Here is a 19714-nt window from a genome sequence, read left to right as displayed (position 1 = left end):
TAGATCTTTCCATGCGTACGGCCGCCGTCCTGTTTGTCCTGTTCGCACTGGCCGGCTGCGGTGGCGCCGTCCAGGTGGAGCCGCCGGTGCCCGAGGGCGAGGCGGTGGCGGCCTGCGACCGGCTGGCCGGGATGCTGCCCGACAAGATCGGGCCCGACGGCCGCACCGAGTCCACGCCCGCCTCCCCGTACGTCGCCGTGTGGGGGCCGGGCACGGTCGCGCTGCGCTGCGGCGTGCCCAGGCCGGCCCGGATGGCGCCCACCGACCAGCTCCAGGAGATCAACGGGGTGGGCTGGTTCGCCGATCCCGAAAGGCCCACCCTGTTCACCGCCGTCGCCGCGCCGCTCTACGTGGAGGTCACGGTCGGCGGCTCACACGTGGCCGCCGAGGTGCTCGCCGAGCTGTCGGACCCGATCGGCCAGGTGTCAGCGCAGCCCCGGTGACCGGTTGAGCGCGAGCTGGACGAGCCGGTCGACCAGCGCCGGGTAGGGCAGCCCGGAGGCGGCCCAGAGCTGCGGCGCCACCGAGAGCGAGGTGAAGCCCGGCATGGTGTTGATCTCGTTGAGCACCAGCCTGCCCTCGGGCGTGTAGAAGAAGTCGACCCGCGCCAGCCCCTCGCACTCCAGCGCCTCGAACGCGCGCACCGCCATCGCCCGCAGCTCCTCGGCGGCCTCGGCCGGGATGCCGGCCGGCACGGTGAGCGACATCTGGTCGGGGTAGTACTTGGCCTCGAAGTCGAAGAACTCCTGACCGCCCTCCACCCTGACCTCGCCGGGCGCCGACGCGGCGGGCGGGTCGTCGCCGAGCGACTCCAGCACCGCGCACTCGACCTCGCGGCCGGTCATGGCCTCCTCGATGAGCACCTTCGGATCGTGCCGCCTGGCGAACTCGACGGCCTGCTCCAGCCCCGCCCGGTCGTGCGCCTTGGAGATGCCCTGCGAGGACCCGGCCCTGGCCGGCTTGACGAACACCGGCCAGCCGAGCTGCTCCTCGGCCTCCTTCAGCACCCGGTCGCGGTCGAGCCGCCAGTCGCGGTCGCGGACCACCACGTAGCGGCCGATCGGCAGCCCGGCGGCGGCCAGGACCGTCTTCATGTGGCCCTTGTCCATGCCGACCGCGCTGGCCAGCACTCCGGAGCCGACGTAGCGGACCCCGGCCATCTCCAGCAGCCCCTGGATGGTGCCGTCCTCGGCGAACGGCCCGTGCATCACCGGGAACACCACGTCGACCGAGCCCAGCTCGACCGGGATGCTGCCCGGGTCGTAGGCCACGAGGGAACCGCCGCCGGAAGGCAGTGCGAGCGCCGCACCGGTGGTGTCGACGGCGGGCAGCTCGCCTTCCTCGATCTGGAACCGCTGACCGGCCGAGGCCAGCACCCACCTGCCGTCCTGGGCGATCCCGATGGGGATCACCTCGTACTTGCTCCTGTCGATCGCCTCCAGCACGCTGCCCGCCCCCATCAGGGACACGGCATGCTCGGAATTGCGACCTCCGAAAACGACGGCGACGCGTGGCTTGCTCATGAGGTCCGAATCTACCGGCGTGCCCCGGCAACAGCGAGTCGAGCACGCGTGTTTCGGGACATCAGACGCCGTAACGCTCTGGTTTGGGTGAGCGGGACATGAGCAGCATCCCCGCCTCGGTAGGCGACATGCCGTCGTGCACGACGCCGACGACCACCTCGGTGATGGGCATCTCCACGTCGTGCTTCCTGGCCAGCTCCAGCACCGATTCGCAGGATTTGACGCCCTCGGCGGTCTGCCGGGTGGCCGCGACGACCTCCTCCAGCGTCATGCCGCGCCCCAGGTTCTCGCCGAAGGTGCGGTTGCGTGACAGCGGCGAGGTGCAGGTGGCCACCAGATCGCCCATGCCGGCCAGCCCGGCGAAGGTGTGCGGGTCGGCGCCGAGCGCGGCGCCCAGGCGGGAGATCTCGGCCAGGCCCCTGGTCATGAGCAGGGCGCCGACGTTGTCGCCCATGCCCATGCCCGCCGCCACGCCGACGGCCAGCGCGATCACGTTCTTCACGGCACCGCCGAGCTCCACGCCGACGACGTCGGTGTTGGTGTAGGGGCGGAACCACGGCGGCAGGTGGCAGGCCTTCTGCAGCCGGCCGGCGACGCCCTCGTCGGCACAGGCGACGACCGCGGCGGCGGGCTGGCGCTGGGCGATCTCCTTGGCCAGGTTGGGCCCGGAGACCACCGCGACCCGCTCCCGCGGCACCCCGGCGACCTCGCGGATCACCTCGCTCATCCGCTTGGTGGTGCCGAGCTCGATGCCCTTCATCAGGCTCACCAGCACCGCGTCGCGCGGGATGTGCTCGCGCCAGGCCGTCAGGTTGGCCCGCAGCGTCTGCGACGGCACGGCCAGCACCACGAAGTCGGCCCCGTCGAGCGCCTCGGCCACGTCGGTGGTGGCGCGCAGCGAGGTGGGCAGCGCGACGCCGGGCAGGTAGTCGGTGTTCATGTGCGTACGGTCGATCGACTCGACCACCTCGCGGCGGCGCCCGTACAGGATGGTCCTGTTGCCCGCCTCGGCGAGGATCATCGCGAACGTGGTCCCCCAGGAGCCGGTGCCGAACACGGCGGCCTTGGTCATCTCGTCACCGTCCGGCGGGATCGTAGGGAGTCTCGGGCGCCTTCTCGCCGCGCAGCTCGGCGAGCTGGGCGGTGACCGCGGCCATGATGTCGGCGGTGGCGTCGCGCAGCACGTCGGCGTGCGGCGGCAGGCCGGCGTACCTGGACAGGTCGACCGGCGGCCCGACCAGCACGCGGAAGGTCTTGCGTGGGAACAGCCTGGGCCGCTTCTCGCCGTAGGGCAGCAGCTCGTGGGCGCCCCAGTGGGCGACCGGGATCACCTGCGTGCCGCTCTCCAGGGCCAGCCGGGCGGCGCCGGTCTTGCCGACCATCGGCCACAGCCGGGGATCGCGGGTGCAGGTGCCCTCGGGGTAGAACAGGATCGCGCCGCCGTCCCTGAGCCGCTGCGCCGACTCCTGCAGCGACCTGGCGGCGTCGGCGCTGCCCCGGTAGACCGGGATGGCGCACAGCGAGCGCACCGCGTGGCCCAGGAACGGCACCTTGAACAGCGCCGCCTTCGCCAGGATGATCGGCCAGCGGCCGTTGTTGTAGAGGAAGTGCGACAGCAGCACCGGATCGGCCCACGACAGGTGGTTGGCCGCGATGATCAAGCCTCCCGTGCGCGGGAGCCGGTCGCCGCGCCGCCAGTCTCTCTTGACCAGGAGCCACGAGAGCGGTTTCACGATCACGACGGCCAGGGTTTCCCAGAAACGCGACGGTCGCGTGACGCGGCTCATGGTCTCCTCCAACACCTCTCGTATGCGCACAAGTCTCCCGGTTGGCCGCCGGGGATGTCGAGGCGCGATGCTTAGCCTATGAGCATCCGCTGGTCGCTGGTCATTCCGGTGAAGACGCTGGTAGCGGCGAAGACGAGGCTGGCCGCCGCCACCGGGCCGCACCGCACGCGGCTGGCCGTCGCGGTCGCCTGCGACACCGTCACAGCCGCTCTCGCCTGCCCGGCGGTGGCCAGGGTAGTCGTGGTGACGGCCGACCCGGCCGCCGCGGGACCGCTGTCCGCGCTCGGCGCCGACGTGGTGCACGACCCCGACCGGGGGCTCAACACGGCGCTGCGCACGGGCGCCGCGCACGCGGTGCGGGTGGCGCCCGGCGACCCGGTGGGCGCGCTCCAGGCCGACCTGCCGGCGCTGCGCCCGGCCGAGCTGGCGACCGCGCTGGCCGCCGCGGCCGAGTTCGACCAGGCGTTCGTGCCCGACGCGCTCGACGTAGGCACCACCTTCTACGGGGTACGGCCGGGCATGCCCTTCACCCCGCGGTTCGGCGGCGAGTCGCGGGCCAAGCACCTGGCGGGCGGGGCCAAGGAGCTGTGCCTGGAGGGCGTCGACTCGCTGCGCCGCGACGTGGACACCCCGGACGACCTGCGCGCCGCCGTCGAGCTCGGGCTGGGCAGGCACACGGCGGCGGTGGTCGCCGAGCTGTGGCCCACCGGCGGTGATCGGGTCTAGGCTGGAAGGCGTGCAGGGGACGGTGCGCAGTTTCGACGAGGCGACCCGGTCCGGCTCGGTCTTCCTCGACGACGGGACCGTGCTGGCCTTCCCCGCCCATGCCTTCGACGCCGGGCCGCTGCTGCTGTTGCGCACCGGCCAGCGGGTCAGCTTCACGATGTCCGGCGGCGAGATCGGCTACATCACGCTGTCGACTTTTCCGCTGCCGTGAAAAGGCCCGGGCCCCCGAAAAGGGAGCCCGGGCCTTTCACGGCGACGATGTCACTTCTTCTTCGCGGCCTTCTTGCCGCCCTCGTTCACCAGATCCTTGAAATCCGAACCGGGACGGAACTTGGGCGCCCAGCTCTCCGCCACCTTGATCTCGGCCCCGGTCGATGGGTTCCTGGCCGTCCTGGCCGGCTTGTGCACCATCTCGAATGCGCCGAAGCCCGTGATCGAGACCTTGTCCCCGGTCGCCACTGCCTTCTGGACGGCATCGATGATCGCGTTGACGGCCTCGGTCGCCGTCTTCCTGTCGCCGACGCGGTCTGCGATGGCGTCGACGAGTTCCCGCTTGTTCATGAAAGTTTCTGCTCCCCCAGTTACGGCTCGGGGTTCCAGCTCACGAGTCGACGTAGAAACCCCTTACGCGCTCGAAAGTAGGCGGGATTGCGGGCGAACTCAATCACCCGGCGTGTTTTCGTCCTCGCGTGGCGTGTCGGCGGCCTCGTCGAGAGCGGCCAGGAAGTTGTCCAGCCGGACGGCCGCGCGACCCGGATCGAGCTTGGCCTGGTCGCAGATGGACAGGTAGTGGCGCGCCAGCCGTTCGCGGCCGGCGGGGTCGGTCAGGTGCAGCATGCGGACGCGGCGGTGCGCTTCGCGCAACCGCCGCGCCAGGTCGTCGTCTTCTAGACGGTCGTCGGCAGCCATGGCTGCCGACCATTCTCGTACGTGGTGATGTCGTCGGCGTGACGCAGGGTCAGCCCGATGTCGTCCAGGCCCTCCATGAGGCGCCAGCGGGTGTAGTCGTCGATCTCGAAGGCGACGCTCTCGCCGGCCCAGCGGACCTCGCGCCGCTCCAGGTCGACGGTCACCTCCAGGCCGGGGTCGGCCTCGACGGCGTCCTGCAGCGCCTCGACCTGGGCGTCGGGCAGGACGACCGGCAGCAGCCCCATCTTGGTGGAGTTGTTGCGGAAGATGTCGCCGAACCGGGCGGCGATCACGACGCGGAACCCGTACTGCTGCAGGGCCCACACGGCGTGCTCGCGCGAGGAGCCGGTGCCGAAGTCGGGGCCGGACACCAGGACGGAGGCGCCCGAGTAGGAGGCGTCGTTGAGCACGAAGGACGGGTCCTCGCGCCAGGCGGCGAACAGGCCCCTCTCGAACCCGGTGCGGCTGACCTGCTTGAGCCAGACGGCCGGGATGATCTGGTCGGTGTCGACGTTGCTGCGGCGCAGCGGCACCGCCGTACCGGTGTGGGTGGTGAAGGCGTCCATCGGTGGGTCTCCTAGAGGTCGGCGGGGGCGGTCAGGCGGCCGGTGACGGCGGTCGCGGCGGCGACCTGCGGCGAGACCAGGTGGGTGCGGCCACCCTTGCCCTGGCGGCCCTCGAAGTTGCGGTTGGAGGTGGAGGCGCTGCGCTCGCCGGGCTGCAGGGTGTCGGGGTTCATACCCAGGCACATGGAGCAGCCGGCCTCGCGCCACTCGGCGCCGGCGGCCTTGAACACCTCGTGCAGGCCCTCCTGCTCGGCCTGGAGCTTGACCAGCATCGAGCCGGGGACGATGAGCGTGCGCGTCTTGACCCGGCGGCCGCGCAGGATCTCGGCGGCCGAGCGCAGGTCCTCGATGCGGCCGTTGGTGCACGAGCCGACGAAGACGGTGTCGACCTCGATGTCGCGCAGCGGGGTGCCGGCGGTCAGGCCCATGTAGTCGAGCGCGCGCTCGGCGGCCGAGCGGGCGACCGGGTCGGCGAAGCTCTCCGGCGTGGGCACGCTGGCGCCCAGCGGCAGGCCCTGGCCGGGGTTCGTGCCCCAGGTGACGTACGGGGTCAGCGTCGAGGCGTCGATCTCGACGACCTTGTCGAACACGGCGTCGTCGTCGGTCTTCAGCGTCTTCCAGTAGGCGACGGCCTGGTCCCACGCCTCGCCGGAGGGCGCGTGCGGGCGGCCTTCGAGGTAGGCGAACGTCGTCTCGTCGGGGGCGATCAGGCCGGCCCTGGCGCCCGCCTCGATGGACATGTTGCACACCGTCATGCGGCCCTCCATGGAGAGCTTGCGCACCGCCTCGCCGCGGTACTCGACGATGTAGCCCTGGCCGCCGCCGGTGCCGATCTTGGCGATGATGGCCAGGATCAGGTCCTTGGCCGTGACGCCGACGGGCAGCTCGCCGGAGACCTCGATGGCCATCGTCCTGGGCCGGTAGGCGGGCAGCGTCTGGGTGGCCAGCACGTGCTCGACCTCGGAGGTGCCGATGCCGAACGCGATGCCGCCGAACGCGCCGTGGGTCGAGGTGTGGGAGTCGCCGCAGACGATCGTCATGCCGGGCTGGGTCAGGCCGAACTGCGGGCCGATGATGTGCACCACGCCCTGCCCGGCATCGCCCATCGGGTGCAGCCGCAGGCCGAACTCGGCGGCGTTCTTGCGCAGGGTCTCGACCTGCGTCTTGGACACCGGGTCGGAGATCGGGCCGAGCACGGTCGGCACGTTGTGGTCCTCGGTGGCGATGGTGAGATCGGGCCTTCGCACGGGCCGGCCGGCGAGACGGAGACCGTCGAACGCCTGCGGGCTGGTCACCTCGTGGATGAGGTGCAGGTCGATGTAGAGCAGGTCGGGCTCGCCGTCGGCGCGGCGCACGACGTGCTGCTCCCAGACCTTCTCGGCCAGTGTGCGGCCCATGGGATCTCCTCCTTGAGACAGACCTCCGACTTGCCTTCTCATATGTCGAGACGGCAGTATCGGTGTATGGACAACTCTAGCGGAGTCGGAGTACTGGACAAGGCCGTTCTGGTGCTCAATGCCCTCGAAGCCGGACCGGCCTCCCTGGCACAGCTCGTCCAGGCCACCGGCCTGGCACGCCCCACGGCCCACCGGCTGGCCGTCGCTCTTGAGCACCACCGCATCGTGACCCGTGACACGCAGGGCAGGTTCGTGCTCGGCCCCAGGCTTTCCGAGTTGTCCACGGCCGCCGGCGAGGACCGCCTGCTCGCGGTGGCCGCGCCCGTGCTGATGCAGTTGAGGGACTTGACGGGCGAGAGCGCGCAACTCTACCGGCGCCAGGGTGACGAACGGGTGTGCGTGGCCGCCGCCGAGCGGTCCAGCGGCCTGCGCGACACCGTGCCCGTCGGGTCGGCGCTGCCGATGACCGCCGGCTCGGCCGCGCAGATCCTGCTGGCCTGGGAGGAGCCCGACCGGCTGCACCGGGGGCTGCGCGGCGCCAAGTTCACCGCGGCCACCCTCGCCTCCGTGCGGCGCAGGGGGTGGGCGCACAGCGTGGGAGAGCGTGAGCAGGGTGTGGCCAGCGTCTCGGCCGCCATAAGGGGCAGCGGCGGCAAGGTGATCGCGGCGGTCAGCGTGTCGGGCCCCATCGAGCGCCTGACCCGCGCTCCGGGGCGGCTGCACGCGGTGCCGGTGATGGCCGCGGCCGAGCGGATCACCGAAGCCATGCGACGCACGTCATGATCCGCCAAAGCCGGTATTTAGGGAGCCGAGTGCGTCGCTGGCACACTAGCCTGAGTGCGTGACAGATCGCATCGAGGTAGCCGCCACTGAGCTGCGACCCCTGCTCGAAGAGTTCATCATGTGGGCGCGGACGAACGCGCCCGACAGCGACCCCGAGCTCGTCGGGCCCGCCGCACTGTGGCACCGTCTCGCCTTCTCGCAGGATCTCGGCACGTGGAAGCGCGCCGACCTGCGTAACCTGCTGCTCGATCGGATGCCGAAGGTCATCGACGACCCCGACGCCGCCGCCGACGGCATGCTGCCCGCCGTCGACGCCTATCTGACCTTCCTGTCGAGCACCGGCAGGCTGGCCAAGGGCTCCGACACCCTCGCCGATCTGCAGGCAGAGCTCGACGACGTGGAGGACGACTTCGTCGAGCTGATGGAGGACCTCATCGAGGACGTCGAGGACGATGACGAGACGGGCGACCTCGGCGACTTCGAGGCGTTCGCCGACGACCTGGCCGAGCTGCCCACGATCAGGCTGCGGCCCGACGCCGAGCTGGCCGCCGCCGCGCGCGCGGTGCCGCTCATCGCCAAGGCCCGCGACCTGGCGCTGTGGGTGGGCTCGGGCCGCCGGGTGGGCGAGGACACCCTGCTCTCCGACACCGAGGTCGAGGAGGCGCTGGCCGCCGTCGGGCTGCCCAGGCCGGAGACCGAGGGGGCGCTCGCCGAGGCGGTGCCCGACCTGTGGAACCTGTGGAACCTGGCCGTCGACCTGGAGTTCCTGGAGCCGGGCGAGGGCGGCACGGTGGCCGTGCAGGACGACACCGCCGAGTGGCCGTTCGACGACGACGAGGACGTGCTCGACGCCTGGATGCTCGGCCTGCACTCGGTCGACTACGGCGACCCCGAGCTGGCCGACGAGGACCTCACCATGGCCCTGGCCGGCCTGACCCGCGGCATGCTGGTCAGGCTGCTGCTCGCGGGCGGCTCGCGTGACCTGGCCGGGCTCCGGCGCGAGCTGGCCGAGGCCGCCGCCGAGATCGACGAGCTGGGCGCGCAGGCCTGGCACGAGGCGGGCGACCCGCTCGCCCCGGCGCTCGAATGGCTGGCGGGCTACGGCATGACGGAGGTCTCCGGCGACACCGTCAGCCTCACGCCGCTCGGCACCGAAGGCGTCGTCCACCTGCTCGACGACTCCGACATCGAGATCGACGCCCGGCCGGCCATCGAGTCGATGAGCGCGCACGAGCTGCTGGTGCTCAGCGCCGAGCTGCCGGAGGAGGAGGCCGACGCGGAGTTCGCCGCCTGGATGCGGCTGCGCGAGCCGGCCCGGGCGGCCGAGGAGCTGCTGGAGGCCGCGGCCAAGGACGGCGACGACGCGCTGATCCGGGTGCAGGCGGCCAGCGTGGTCGGCACGCTCGGCGAGGCCGCCGTCCCGGCCTGGCAGGCGGCGCTCGACGAGGTGTCGCTGCGCCCCTACGCGGCCACCCACCTGAGCCAGCTCGGCGTGGAGGGCGCGCCCGAGCCCACGCCCGACGACACCAACTGGCTGATCCTCGACATGTGGACCATCTCCGCCGGGCTGGGCCGTCAGGAGTTCGTGGGCAGCCTGCGCGACATCGGGCCGGAGCTGCTCAACAACCTGCTGGACGTGGTCTGGAAGATTCCGCACGCGCACGTGGAGGAGCTGCTCGACCTGATCTCCCAGGTGCATCCGGACAAGCAGATCGCCAAGACGGCCCGCCGGGCGCTGTTCAAGGCCCGGTCCGCCGCGCAGTGAAGCACCACGAGAGCGCGCCTCCGTACGGTCTGCCGTCCGGGGGCGCGCTTCTTCGTGCCCGGCAGGGGCCGGAGGGGGTGCGTCATGCCAGGCGCCGGCGGTGTCCAGGACGGCCCCGCTCAGGGCGCGCCGAGGCCGGTGGCGCTGCCGGCCCGGCTTGACCGCCGTCGTGCCTCTGGGGGCCGCGGTGGCGGTCCTGCCGGGGCGCTCGGCGCTCGGTGCTCGCTGAGAACCGCAGGCGGGTGCCGGAAAGCACGAAGACCCGGCCGAGGGCCGGGTCTTACGGTGAAGGTGTAGTCCCGACCGGATTCGAACCGGCGCTACCGCCTTGAGAGGGCGGCGTCCTGGGCCACTAGACGACGGGACCTTCGCGAGCTTGTGACAGTGGTAGTCCCGACCGGATTCGAACCGGCGCTACCGCCTTGAGAGGGCGGCGTCCTGGGCCACTAGACGACGGGACCCTGTCAACAAGCTGATGCCGGGCCTCCCCGGCAACGGACGTAACTCTACCGCACCGCGAGGAGCACAACCAAACCGCTATCGGGCCATCAGATCGGGTCTGTGCCGCCGTACCAGGTCACCCATGGGGCCGCGCTCCCACAGCGGGTCGAGCGCGCCGAGCGGGATGCCGAGCCACTGCAGCCCCGACCCGGGATGGACGGGCACCCGGGCCAGGTGGTCGCGCATCCAGCGCGGGACCCGGGTCGGCAGGACCCTCGATCCCCAGCCGACCAGCCCGACGCTCCGCATCGCCCCGGCGCGCACCCGGACGCCGCCGGGGCGGCCGACGGCGCGCGGACCGGCCATCCGGCTCTCCACCACGTCGATCCGCTCGATGTCGGCCCACGCCAGGCGCAGCCGGAAGCCGTACGTGTCGGACAGCTCGACGCCCTGCGGGGAGAAGCGCACGACAGTGCCCTCGACCATGCGCCGGTACTTGACCACGAGCACCCCGGCGAGGGCGGCCGTGCAGGCGGCGCCGGCGAGGACGCCCCCGAGGGTGCTCCCCGTGAAGATCGCGCCCAGCCCCAGGCACACCGCGAAGAAGAGCAGGAGCGGCATCAGGAAGGGGGCGGTGAACGCGAGGAAGGACCCTCGGCGCATCCGGAACTCGGTCATGAAAACAAGAAAGCGGATGCTTCTGTGTGAAGCATCCGCACCGTGCTGGGGTACCAGGACTCGAACCTAGACTAACTGAACCAGAATCAGTCGTGCTGCCAATTACACCATACCCCACCGCTGACGAACCCCTGCGGGGCGCGCTTGGCGACGTCCGAAAGAATAGCCCAGCTCGGGGGGTAAGACCAAAACGAATACCCGGCGGCGTCCGGCATCGGCCATGACGTGCCAAGCTGAGGGGGACAAACCACCACGTGGAGGAGCCCCAGCGTTGGCCGAGAACCCGTTCTTCGCCCCGAGCAGCCTGCCCTATCAGCTGCCCCCCTTCGAGGAGATCCGCGAGGAGCACTACCTGCCCGCGTTCGAACGCGGGATGGCGGAGCAACTGGCCGAGGTGGCGGCCATCGCGTCGGCCGGGGAGCCGCCCACGTTCGCCAACACCGTGGCGGCGCTGGAGAGGTCCGGGCGCGTCCTGGGCCGGGTGGCCACGGTCTTCTACTCGATGGCGGCCTCCAACACCTCCGACACGCTGATGGAGATCGAGAAGCGGATCTCTCCGGAGCTGACCAGGCACAGCGACGCGATCCAGCTCGACCGCGCGCTCTGGGCCCGCGTCAAGCAGGTGACGACGGACGACCCGGAGGAGGCGTGGCTGCTGGAGAAGTACCGGGACGACTTCGTCCGGGCGGGCGCAGACCTGTCGGAGCCGGAGCAGGAGCGGCTGCGGGCGCTGAACGAGGAGCTGTCGACGCTGTCGACGGAGTTCTCGCAGAACCTGCTCAAGGCCTCGTCGGAGTCGGCTCTGGTGGTGACCGAGGCCAAGGAGCTCGACGGTCTGGACGAGGCCACGATCCGGTCGATGCGCAAGGACGACCGCTATGTGCTGCCGCTGCTCAACTTCACCAACCAGCCGGCCCTGACGCAGCTCACCGACCGTGACGTGCGCCGCCGGCTCTACGAGCTGAGCGTGGAGCGGGCGCCCGGCAACCGCGCGCTGGCGATCCGCATCGCGAGCCTGCGCGCCGAGCGGGCCGCACTGCTCGGCTTCCCGAACCACGCCGCGTACGTGGTCGCCAACCAGACGGCCAAGACCGTGGAGGCGGTCGAGGAGATGCTCGGCCAGCTCGTCGGCCCGGCCGTGCGCAACGCCCGCGAGGAGGCCGAGGCGCTGGCGGAGCAGGCCGGGTTCGCGATCGAGCCGTGGGACTGGTCCTACTACGCCGAGAAGGTGCGCCGGGCCCGCTACGACTTCGACGCCGACGCCATGCGCCCCTACTTCGAGCTGGGCCGCGTCTACCGTGACGGGATCTTCAAGGCGGCGGAGCTGCTCTACGGGCTCAGCTTCGCCGAGCGCACCGACCTGACCGGCTACCACGAGGACGTGCGGGTCTTCGAGGTGTCCGGCGACGACGGCGACACGCTCGGGCTGTTCCTGCTCGACCCGTACGCCAGGGCCAACAAGCGCGGCGGCGCGTGGATGAACAACCTGGTCGACCAGTCGTTCCTGTTCGGCGAGAAGCCGGTGGTGATGAACAACCTGAACGTCACCAAGCCCGCCGAGGGGCCCACGCTGCTGTCGTACGAGGAGGTCAACACGGCCTTCCACGAGTTCGGGCACGCGTTGCACGGACTGTTCTCGCAGGTGCGCTATCCGCGGGTGTCGGGCACCAGGGTGCCGCGCGACTTCGTGGAATACCCGTCGCAGGTCAACGAGATGTGGGTGACCTGGCCGGAGATCCTGGCGAGCTACGCCCGCCACCACGAGACCGGCGAGCCGATGCCCGAGGAGCTGGTGGCCAAGCTGAAGGCTGCCGAGCGGTTCAACCAGGGCTTCCTGACGGTGGAGTATCTGGCCGCGACGCTGCTCGACTGGGCCTGGCACAAGCTGGCCCCGGGCGAGGAGGTGGCCGACGCCGAGGCGTTCGAGGCGGCGGCGCTGGAGGCGGCCGGCATCGCGTTCCCGCTGGTGCGGCCGCGTTACCGGACCAACTACTTCGCGCACGTCTTCGCCGGCGGCTACAGCGCCGGCTACTACTCCTACATCTGGAGCGAGGTGCTCGACGCCGAGAGCGTGGAGTGGTTCAAGGAGAACGGCGGGCTCAAGCGGGCCAACGGCGACCACTTCCGCCGGGAGTTGCTGTCGAAGGGCGGCAGCCTCGACGCGCTGACCGCCTTCCGCAACTTCCGTGGCCGCGAGCCGGGCATCCGCCCGCTGCTGGAGCGCCGCGGCCTGGTCTGACCCTGCCGGAACGCCCCCCGCGGCGGGAGCTACCGGGGGGCGTCGAGTTCCGCGAGGCGCTCGCGCAGCCATTCCCGTTCGGCCTGGCTGGACGCGCGGGCGACGATCAGCATGCCGCGGCGGTACGGGTCGGGCTCGTCCTTGATCTTGACGGGCGCGCCGCGGTCGTAGAAGAAGCTCGCCGGGGCCTCCAGGAACGCCAGCCTGCGGCGGAGCACCTCGGCCCGCTCGGCCGGGTCCGGGAGCGCTGACAGGAACGTCAGGATGGCGAAGAACCGGGTCTGGTCACTGATGTCGAGGTCGCCGGGATCGCGCAGGCGCCTCAGCAGCTCCTCGCGGCCCGCCGGGGTGAGCGTCAGGACCTGGCGGCGGGCGGCGTGGGTGCCGGCCTCCTCGTGCCGCTCGACCAGGCCCTTGGACTCCAGCCTGGCGATCGCCGGGTAGAGGGCGCCGTCGCTGATGGGACGCAGGTGGCCGGTCAGCGCGCTGAGCCTGGCTTTGAGCTCGTAGCCGTGCATGGGGCGCTCGCCGAGGAATCCCAGGATGGTGAGGGTCAGGTCGCCGCCGCTTGCCATGGGGTGCATCGTAACGCTATACCTCTAATCGAGATACTACGATTCGAGGTATGCACGTGTTCAGGCTGGCGATGCCGATCTATGTGGAGCTGCTGACGGCCGTGGTGGCGGTGGGGCTGATCGACCTGCTGTGGGTGTCGGGGCTGGGCGAGGCGGCCATCGCCACGGTGACGGTGGCGACGACGGCCGAGACGCTGGCCTACGGGCTCTTCCTGGCCGTGCCGACGGGCGTGACCGTGCTCGTCGGGCGGCGGGACGGGCACGCGCCGCTGGCCCCGGTGGTCAGGACCGGGTGGGTGCTGTGGGCGGGGCTCTCGGCGCCGATCACGGTGGCGGGGGCGGCGCTGGCCTGGGTGGCGGGCGGTGAGGCGTATTTCCTGATCGCGTTCGCCGGGTGGCCCGTCTACTTCGCCCAGACGGTCGTGGACGGGGTGCTCAAGGGCCGGGGCGACACGAGGCGGCCGATGCGGCACGCGCTGCTGTGCAACGCGCTGGTGATCGGGCTGGACCCGCTGCTCATCTACGGGCTCGGCCTGGGCGTCGAGGGTGCGGCGGTGGCCACGGTGCTCGCGCGGGCGATCACGCTGGCCGTGTCGGTCCGTGCGCTCCGCGAGCGCGACTCGGGGGCCGGGCTGCTCGTGGGGCCGGTGCTGCGGACCGGGCTTCCCATGTCCGGAGATTTCCTGGCACGGGCGCTCGTGGGCATGGTGCTCGTCGACCTCGTCGCCGGGTTCGGGACGGCGGAGCTGGCCGGGTACGGGGTCGGGCAGAAGGTGATGCTGGCCGGGGTGATGGTGTTCTACGCGCTCCGCCAGGCCGCCATGATCCGTACCGCGCGGGCCGAGGGCACCGGGTCGCCACTACGGGCCGGGCTGCTGGCGGGGGCGGTGGTGGCGGGCGTGCTGAACGTGGCCGCCTCGCCGGTCGCCGGGCTGTTCGCCGCCGATCCCGGGCCGGCCGTGGGGTTCCTGCGCTGGATGACGCTCTATCTGGTGCCGTTCGGCGGGCTGATCGCCGTCGGCGGGGTGCTGCAGGCCGACGGAAGGGGCGGCCGCCTGCTCGCCGCCACGCTGGCGGGCTTCGCGGTGCAGCTGCCCCTCGCCTACGTGCTGAGCGAACGGCTCGGGGTCACGGGCGTGTGGCTGTCGATGGCCGCCGGGGCGACACTCAGCCTCGCGGCCGCACTGGCCCGCCGAGCCCCGGCGCCGGCCCGTACGCCCGCGCCTCCGCACTGACGCGCGCGAACCCACCCCCGGCACGGGTCTCCGGCCGAGGGTGGGTTCGCGGGGTTGTTCAGGCGTCGAGGCGGGTCAGGGCCGCGCGGATGCGCTCCTTGGCGCGCTCACGGCCGAGGACCTCGATCGACTCGAACAGCGGCAGCCCGACCGTGCGGCCGGTGACCGCGACGCGGACCGGCGCCTGCGCCTTGCCGAGCTTGAGCCCGTGGGCGGCGCCGACCTCCTCCAGCGCCTCCTTGAGCGACTCGGGGTCCCAGCTGACGGTGTCGAGCCGCTCCAGGTAGCCGGTGAGGATCTCCCGAGGGGAGTTCTTCATCGCCTTGTCCCAGGACGCCTGGTCGAAGACGGGCTCCGGCAGGAACAGGAAGTCGACGTTCTGCCGGATCTCCGACAGCACCCCGATGCGCGTCTGCGCCAGCGCGGCGACCTTGCTGAACCGCTCGCGGTCCCAGGACGGGTCGAGGTAGGGCTGACACCGCTCCTCGAACGTCTCGATCGGCAGCGCCCGGATGTACTCGCCGTTGAAGGCGCGCAGCTTCTTCTCGTCGAAGAAGGCGCTGGAGGAGTTGACGTCCGCCAGCCGGAACAGCGGCGCCATCTCCGACCACGGCATGATCTCGCGGTCGTCGCCGGGCCCCCAGCCGAGCAGCATGAGGTAGTTGACCATGGCCTCGGCCAGGTAGCCCTCGGCCCGGTAGTCCTCGAGCGCGACCTTGTCGCGGCGCTTGGACAGCTTCTTGCGCTGCTCGTTGACGATCACCGGCAGGTGCGCCCACACCGGCGCAACCGCGCCCAGCGCCGGCCACAGCAGCTCCTGCTTGGCGGCGTTGCCCAGGTGCTCCTCGCCGCGCACCACGTGGGTGATGCCCTGGGTGATGTCGTCGACCGCGTTGGCCAGCACGTAGAGCGGCGAGCCGTCGGTGCGGGCGATGACGAAGTCTTCCTGGGCGTCGTTGGGGAACTCGACCCGGCCGCGGACCAGGTCCTCGACAACGGTGACGCCCTCGTCGGGGGTGCGGAAGCGGACCGCGCCCTCGCTCAGCCCGCGCTCGCGGCAGTGGCCGTCGTAGCCCTTGTGCTCGGACCCGGTGCGGGCGACGAGCTGCTCGCGGGTGCAGTCGCAGTGGTAGGCGGCGCCGCCGGCTAGCAGCTTGGCCACGGCCTCGCGGTGCTGCGGCTCGTAGGCCGACTGGAAGTAGGGGCCCTCGAAGACCGGGTTGGTGCCGTTGATGCCGATCCAGTCGAGGGCCGAGATGATGCCCTCGGTCCACTCCGGCCGGTTTCTGGTGGCGTCGGTGTCCTCGATGCGCAGCACGAAGCGGCCGCCCGACTGCTCGGCCAGCGCCCAGTTGAACAGCGCCGTGCGGGCGCCGCCGACGTGGAACATGCCGGTTGGGGACGGGGCGAAGCGCACCCGTAGATCAGTCACGAGAGACCACCTTGTTCGTCAGAGTGCCGATGCCTTCGATCCCGACGCTGACCTCGTCGCCGATCTCCAGCGGGCCGACTCCGGCCGGGGTGCCGGTCAGGATCACGTCGCCGGGGATCAGCGTCATGACCGCGCTGACGTAGGCGACGAGGGCGGGGATGTCGTGGATGAGCTGGCTGGTGCGGCCGCTCTGCCGCATCTCGCCGTTGACCGTCGTGGTGAGCGCCAGGTCGGCGGCGTCCAGGTCGGTCTGGATCCACGGGCCGATCGGGCAGAACGTGTCGAAGCCCTTGGCCCGGGTGAACTGCACGTCCTTCTTCTGCAGGTCGCGCGCGGTGACGTCGTTGGCGCAGGTGTAGCCGAAGATGACGTCCTTGACCCGCTCGGCGGGCACCTCGCGGCAGAGCCGCCCGATGACCACGGCCAGCTCGCCCTCGAAGTCGACGCGGTGCGAGAGCGTGGTCGGGTAGGCGATCGACTCGCCGTGACCGATCACCGAGGTGGACGGCTTCATGAAGATGAGCGGCTCCGGCGGGACCTCGTTGCCCATCTCCCTGGCGTGCTCGGCGTAGTTGCGGCCGATGGCGATCACCTTGCTCGGCAGCATCGGGGCGAGCAGCCGCACCTGGGAGAGCGGGAACCGTTCGCCGGTGAACTGCACCTGGCCGAACGGGTGACCGGAGATCGCGGAGACGAACTCCTCGCCCGGACCCCCTTCGACCACGCCGAACGAGACGCCTTCACCTGTGGAGAACCTCGCTATACGCACCTGACAAGGCTATCGCCGCCACCGGTGCGGGTCCGCCCGGTATCGGGGCGGGGCGTGGTTTCCTAGGTGGACAACCTTGCCGAGGAGCTGACATGCCTTCCGTCGTGAAGATCAACGTGTTGACCGTGCCCGCCGAGATGCGGGAGCAGTTGGAGCAGCGGTTCGCCAACCGGGCCGGGATGGTCGAGTCGGCCGACGGGTTCGAGTGGTTCGAGCTGCTGCGGCCGGTCGACGGGACCGACCGCTATCTGGTCTACACCCGCTGGCGCAGCGAGGAGGACTTCCAGCGCTGGCAGGAGAGCCAGGCGTTCCAGCGCGGCCACGCCCAGGCCGCCCAGGAGCGGGCCGGCGACCGGGGCGAGGCGCCGCCCCAGAGCCAGGGGCACGGTCATGGGCAGGGCCCGGCCGCGTCGGGGTCTGAGGTGTGGTCGTTCGAGGTCATCCAGAGCGCCACTCCCAAGTCCTGAAATTTCACCTGTCCAGGGGGTTCGCGGCGATGCGCTGGACGATGCCCGCCCGCACGAACCCGCCGGCGATGCTGTCCGGCTTGCGCGTGCCCTGGTCACTGATGCAGGCCGCGAACTCCCCGGCGATGTCGAGCCGGGGATGGCGCTCCAGCACCTCCTGCCGCACGGCGGCGGGGATCTCCTCGGTGCTCCGGCCGGAGATGTCCATGCCCGTCGACAGCTCCAGCAGGTGCCCCTCGGGGTCGTCCTCGACCGGCACCTCGGCCCACATGTGCCGGATGATCACCTCGGCGGCGCGCGTCCTGCGCTCCGCCGGCCAGCCGGCGCCGGCGCAGAAGGCCCAGGCCACGTGCCCCCCGGCCTCCTCGTACGGCACCGTGTGGCTGTCGAACTCCGCCGCCAGCCCGATGTCGTGCAGCATCGCCGACACGTACAGCAGCTCCGCGTCGAACGCGATGCCGTGGCCCGGCGCGTACGCGGCGGCCCACAGGTAGGCGCGGATCGAGTGGTTGAGCAGCGACGGCGTGTGGTAGCGGGTGGCCACCTCCAGCGCGGCACGGCAGACGGGCGAGTCGGGGATCACCAGGTCGTCGTATCTCATGACAGAAGCATGGCGCATCGACCCGCTAACGATCCCGGCGGCCAACTTGACCTTGAGTTCGCGATTCGGACAGCATGTTGCGCCCCCCGTCTTTTCGGTCCGGAAGGAATCTGGCGTGCGCCGCCTCGCGATCCCCCTTGCCCTCACGCTCCTGCTCGGCGGGACGGTGAGCCCGGCGCGGGCCGACTCCCCGGTCAAGCGGACCGCCCCCTGCCAGGGTGACTGGCTGCCGGGCACGCCGACCGCGGGCGAGGTGATGGGCGGCGAGATCTCCCTGGTCGGCCTGCCCGCCTTCAAGCTCGGCAAGAAGATCAACTGGAGCGCGAGCCCGTTCAAGAACCGCTCCTGGGAGTACGTGTTCCAGTCGCTGCGGTGGATGGGCACGCTCGTCGTCGAGTACGAGAGGACCGGCGAGGAGCGCTACCTGCGGCGCGCCGAGGAGATCACCAAGGACTGGGTCGCGCACAACAGGCGCGGCGCGCGCGGCACCAAGGCGTACGTGTGGAAGGACCACCCGGTGTCGCTGCGCACGCAGCCGCTGGTGTGCCTGAGCATGCACGTCAAGGACGCCTGGCTGAAGGAGAGCCTGGCCGACCACGCCAGGCTGCTGTCCGACGCGCGGCTGTACAAGAAGGGCCACAACCACGGCATCGACCAGGACATCGCGCTGCTGGCCATCGGCTGCCGCTACAACCGCGCCGACTGGTCCGACCTGGCCGTCCGGCGGCTGAGGGGCACGGTCAGGCTCGACGTCGACTCGCAGGGCGCGCTCATGGAGCAGGCGCCGCGCTACGCCGTCTACGTCCACAACCGGCTGCGGGTCGCGATGGACGGCATGCGCTCGTGCGGCCGCAAGGTGCCGGGCGACATCAGTGAGCGGACCGAGGCGCTGAAGGACTTCATCGCCCACTCCACCCAGCCCAACGGTTACATGGTGCCGATCGGCGACGGCAGCGCCGAGACCGAGCCCAAGATGGACGCGGGCACGCCCGAACAGGAAGTCAGGACCTACAAGGCGGGTTACGTGTTCGGCCGGACCGACTGGGGCAAGCCCGAGTCGGCGTTCTACTCGATCCGGTTCGGTCCCGGCATGAAGTGGCACGGCCACGAGGACCACCTGGGCGTCACCTATTACGCGCACGGCCGCGACATCCTCGTCGACGCCGGATTCCACTCCTACGAGAAGAACTCCTACCGTTACTGGACGCTCTCCCCGCAGGCGCACAACGTCCCGACCGTGGTGGGCGAGCGTTTCCGCCCGCGCACGGCCAGCAAACTCACCAAGACGAAGTACGGCGCGGACCGCCAGTCGTTCCGCCTTTCCGACAAGGCCTATGGCGTCACCCGCACCCGTTCGGTCCTGGTCAACCACGGCGACGACCTGATGGCGGTGCTCGACGAGGCGGCGGGCGGCGAGAAGGTGCAGAGCCTGTGGCGTTTCGACGACTCGCTCAAGCTGGTGTCCAAGCGCGCCGGCCGGGTCGTGCTGAGTGACGGCAAGTTCAAGGTGACGCTGGTGCAGCTGGCCTCGTGCAAGCCGATCGGCGGGCAGAAGGTGCAGCGCGGCGGCAAGCTCGGCTGGATGTCGCCGTCCTATCTGGCCAAGCAGCCCACCAACGTGGTGATCTCTCCCGCCGCCAGGTCGCTGCTGACGATCGTGGTGCCGGGCACCGACTCGCCCAAGGTGACGTGCTCGGGCGGCAAGGTCACCGTCGACGGCGTGAGCTTCTCCGCCGGCCTCTTCTGACGGAACAATGTTTCGTTATTAATTTCATCGCGAATATCCAGGTCACGACAGTTCCCGGCGTCCGGCGGACGCCG

Annotated in this window: 21 protein-coding genes and 3 tRNA genes; 9 read left to right on the top strand and 15 right to left on the bottom strand. The window is 71.0% G+C overall.

The genetic code is table 11. From position 1 onward, the window contains the following. The first annotated feature begins 11 nt into the window (after positions 1-11). Positions 12-443, top strand: coding sequence for a DUF3515 domain-containing protein (locus tag ADY59_RS02165; RefSeq protein ID WP_049556924.1), 432 nt, complete (start codon positions 12-14; stop codon positions 441-443). Here ADY59_RS02165 and ADY59_RS02160 read toward each other — a convergent pair. The 3 genes from ADY59_RS02160 to ADY59_RS02150 form a co-directional block, all read right to left on the bottom strand. Then, positions 426-1523 carry a D-alanine--D-alanine ligase family protein gene (locus ADY59_RS02160; RefSeq protein ID WP_049556922.1) on the bottom strand — a complete coding sequence of 366 codons (1098 nt, stop codon included), beginning with the start codon at positions 1521-1523 and terminating at the stop codon, positions 426-428. The two genes, ADY59_RS02165 and ADY59_RS02160, sit on opposite strands and share 18 nt — an antisense overlap. 61 nt (positions 1524-1584) lie before the next feature. After that, positions 1585-2595 (bottom strand): NAD(P)H-dependent glycerol-3-phosphate dehydrogenase, encoded by a 1011-nt coding sequence (locus ADY59_RS02155; RefSeq protein WP_049556918.1) that lies wholly within the window; start codon positions 2593-2595, stop codon positions 1585-1587. Between the two features lie 4 nt (positions 2596-2599). Continuing rightward, on the bottom strand, positions 2600-3310 hold the full coding sequence (locus ADY59_RS02150; protein ID WP_049556916.1) for a lysophospholipid acyltransferase family protein: 711 nt from the start codon (positions 3308-3310) through the stop codon (positions 2600-2602). Positions 3311-3388: 78 nt separating this feature from the next. Between ADY59_RS02150 and cofC the strand changes: the two genes are divergently transcribed. Both cofC and ADY59_RS02140 read left to right on the top strand, forming a co-directional pair. After that, a complete protein-coding gene (gene cofC, locus ADY59_RS02145; RefSeq protein WP_049556914.1) occupies positions 3389-4036 on the top strand; it encodes a 2-phospho-L-lactate guanylyltransferase in 648 nt (215 codons plus the stop codon). Between the two features lie 10 nt (positions 4037-4046). After that, complete coding sequence (locus tag ADY59_RS02140) at positions 4047-4247, top strand: hypothetical protein (protein WP_049556912.1); 201 nt, start codon at positions 4047-4049, stop codon at positions 4245-4247. 50 nt (positions 4248-4297) lie between these two features. Here ADY59_RS02140 and ADY59_RS02135 read toward each other — a convergent pair whose 3' ends face one another. The 4 genes from ADY59_RS02135 to leuC form a co-directional block, all read right to left on the bottom strand. Further along, positions 4298-4597 (bottom strand): HU family DNA-binding protein, encoded by a 300-nt coding sequence (locus ADY59_RS02135; RefSeq protein WP_049556910.1) that lies wholly within the window; start codon positions 4595-4597, stop codon positions 4298-4300. Positions 4598-4696: 99 nt separating this feature from the next. After that, positions 4697-4945: a hypothetical protein gene (locus ADY59_RS02130; protein ID WP_156325245.1), complete on the bottom strand. Its 249-nt coding sequence runs from the start codon at positions 4943-4945 to the stop codon at positions 4697-4699. Further along, a complete protein-coding gene (leuD, locus tag ADY59_RS02125) occupies positions 4924-5511 on the bottom strand; it encodes a 3-isopropylmalate dehydratase small subunit (RefSeq protein WP_049556906.1) in 588 nt (195 codons plus the stop codon). The genes ADY59_RS02130 and leuD overlap by 22 nt, the downstream gene beginning before the upstream one ends. Before the next feature lie 11 nt (positions 5512-5522). Then, positions 5523-6908, bottom strand: coding sequence for a 3-isopropylmalate dehydratase large subunit (leuC, locus tag ADY59_RS02120; protein WP_049556904.1), 1386 nt, complete (start codon positions 6906-6908; stop codon positions 5523-5525). A 66-nt stretch (positions 6909-6974) separates the two neighbouring features. On the opposite strand from leuC, the gene ADY59_RS02115 reads away from it, so the two are divergent. Beyond that, complete coding sequence (locus ADY59_RS02115) at positions 6975-7691, top strand: IclR family transcriptional regulator (RefSeq protein WP_049556902.1); 717 nt, start codon at positions 6975-6977, stop codon at positions 7689-7691. A 58-nt stretch (positions 7692-7749) separates the two neighbouring features. Beyond that, the gene (locus tag ADY59_RS02110; RefSeq protein WP_049556901.1) at positions 7750-9456 is read left to right on the top strand and encodes a hypothetical protein; all 1707 of its coding nucleotides are present in this window, start codon (positions 7750-7752) and stop codon (positions 9454-9456) included. Between the two features lie 294 nt (positions 9457-9750). Here ADY59_RS02110 and ADY59_RS02105 read toward each other — a convergent pair. From ADY59_RS02105 to ADY59_RS02090, 4 genes are all read right to left on the bottom strand, one after another. Further along, a tRNA-Glu gene (locus tag ADY59_RS02105) sits at positions 9751-9823 on the bottom strand. Between the two features lie 18 nt (positions 9824-9841). Then, positions 9842-9917, bottom strand: a tRNA-Glu gene (locus ADY59_RS02100). 76 nt (positions 9918-9993) lie between these two features. After that, complete coding sequence (locus ADY59_RS02095) at positions 9994-10575, bottom strand: hypothetical protein (RefSeq protein WP_049556899.1); 582 nt, start codon at positions 10573-10575, stop codon at positions 9994-9996. Positions 10576-10620: 45 nt separating this feature from the next. Next, positions 10621-10692: transfer RNA gene (locus tag ADY59_RS02090), tRNA-Gln, on the bottom strand. A 154-nt stretch (positions 10693-10846) separates the two neighbouring features. Between ADY59_RS02090 and ADY59_RS02085 the strand changes: the two genes are divergently transcribed. Then, complete coding sequence (locus tag ADY59_RS02085; RefSeq protein ID WP_082309785.1) at positions 10847-12814, top strand: M3 family metallopeptidase; 1968 nt, start codon at positions 10847-10849, stop codon at positions 12812-12814. Positions 12815-12843: 29 nt separating this feature from the next. Here the strand turns inward: ADY59_RS02085 and ADY59_RS02080 are convergent, their stop codons facing one another. Beyond that, a complete protein-coding gene (locus tag ADY59_RS02080; protein WP_049556896.1) occupies positions 12844-13389 on the bottom strand; it encodes a PadR family transcriptional regulator in 546 nt (181 codons plus the stop codon). Positions 13390-13439: 50 nt separating this feature from the next. Between ADY59_RS02080 and ADY59_RS02075 the strand changes: the two genes are divergently transcribed. After that, positions 13440-14624: an MATE family efflux transporter gene (locus ADY59_RS02075; RefSeq protein ID WP_049556894.1), complete on the top strand. Its 1185-nt coding sequence runs from the start codon at positions 13440-13442 to the stop codon at positions 14622-14624. Positions 14625-14682: 58 nt separating this feature from the next. On the opposite strand, the gene gltX is transcribed toward ADY59_RS02075, so the two are convergent. Both gltX and ADY59_RS02065 read right to left on the bottom strand, forming a co-directional pair. After that, the gene (gene gltX / locus ADY59_RS02070; protein ID WP_082309784.1) at positions 14683-16056 is read right to left on the bottom strand and encodes a glutamate--tRNA ligase; all 1374 of its coding nucleotides are present in this window, start codon (positions 16054-16056) and stop codon (positions 14683-14685) included. Continuing rightward, on the bottom strand, positions 16049-16825 hold the full coding sequence (locus ADY59_RS02065) for a fumarylacetoacetate hydrolase family protein (RefSeq protein WP_049556891.1): 777 nt from the start codon (positions 16823-16825) through the stop codon (positions 16049-16051). The genes gltX and ADY59_RS02065 overlap by 8 nt, the downstream gene beginning before the upstream one ends. A gap of 92 nt (positions 16826-16917) precedes the next feature. On the opposite strand from ADY59_RS02065, the gene ADY59_RS02060 reads away from it, so the two are divergent. Beyond that, positions 16918-17292 (top strand): antibiotic biosynthesis monooxygenase family protein, encoded by a 375-nt coding sequence (locus ADY59_RS02060; protein WP_049556889.1) that lies wholly within the window; start codon positions 16918-16920, stop codon positions 17290-17292. 4 nt (positions 17293-17296) lie between these two features. On the opposite strand, the gene ADY59_RS02055 is transcribed toward ADY59_RS02060, so the two are convergent. Next, a complete protein-coding gene (locus ADY59_RS02055; RefSeq protein ID WP_049556887.1) occupies positions 17297-17893 on the bottom strand; it encodes an HD domain-containing protein in 597 nt (198 codons plus the stop codon). Positions 17894-18008: 115 nt separating this feature from the next. Here ADY59_RS02055 and ADY59_RS02050 point away from each other — a divergent pair, with 115 nt between their 5' ends. Further along, entirely contained in the window at positions 18009-19640 is a 1632-nt protein-coding gene (locus tag ADY59_RS02050) for a heparinase II/III family protein (protein WP_231618494.1), read from the top strand. The last annotated feature ends 74 nt before the right edge of the window (positions 19641-19714 follow it).

Source organism: Nonomuraea sp. SBT364, from assembly GCF_001083785.1.
Classification (GTDB): Bacteria; Actinomycetota; Actinomycetes; order Streptosporangiales; family Streptosporangiaceae; genus Nonomuraea.
Note: the sequence above shows the minus strand (reverse complement) of the source record. Positions and strands in the feature narration are given on the sequence as shown.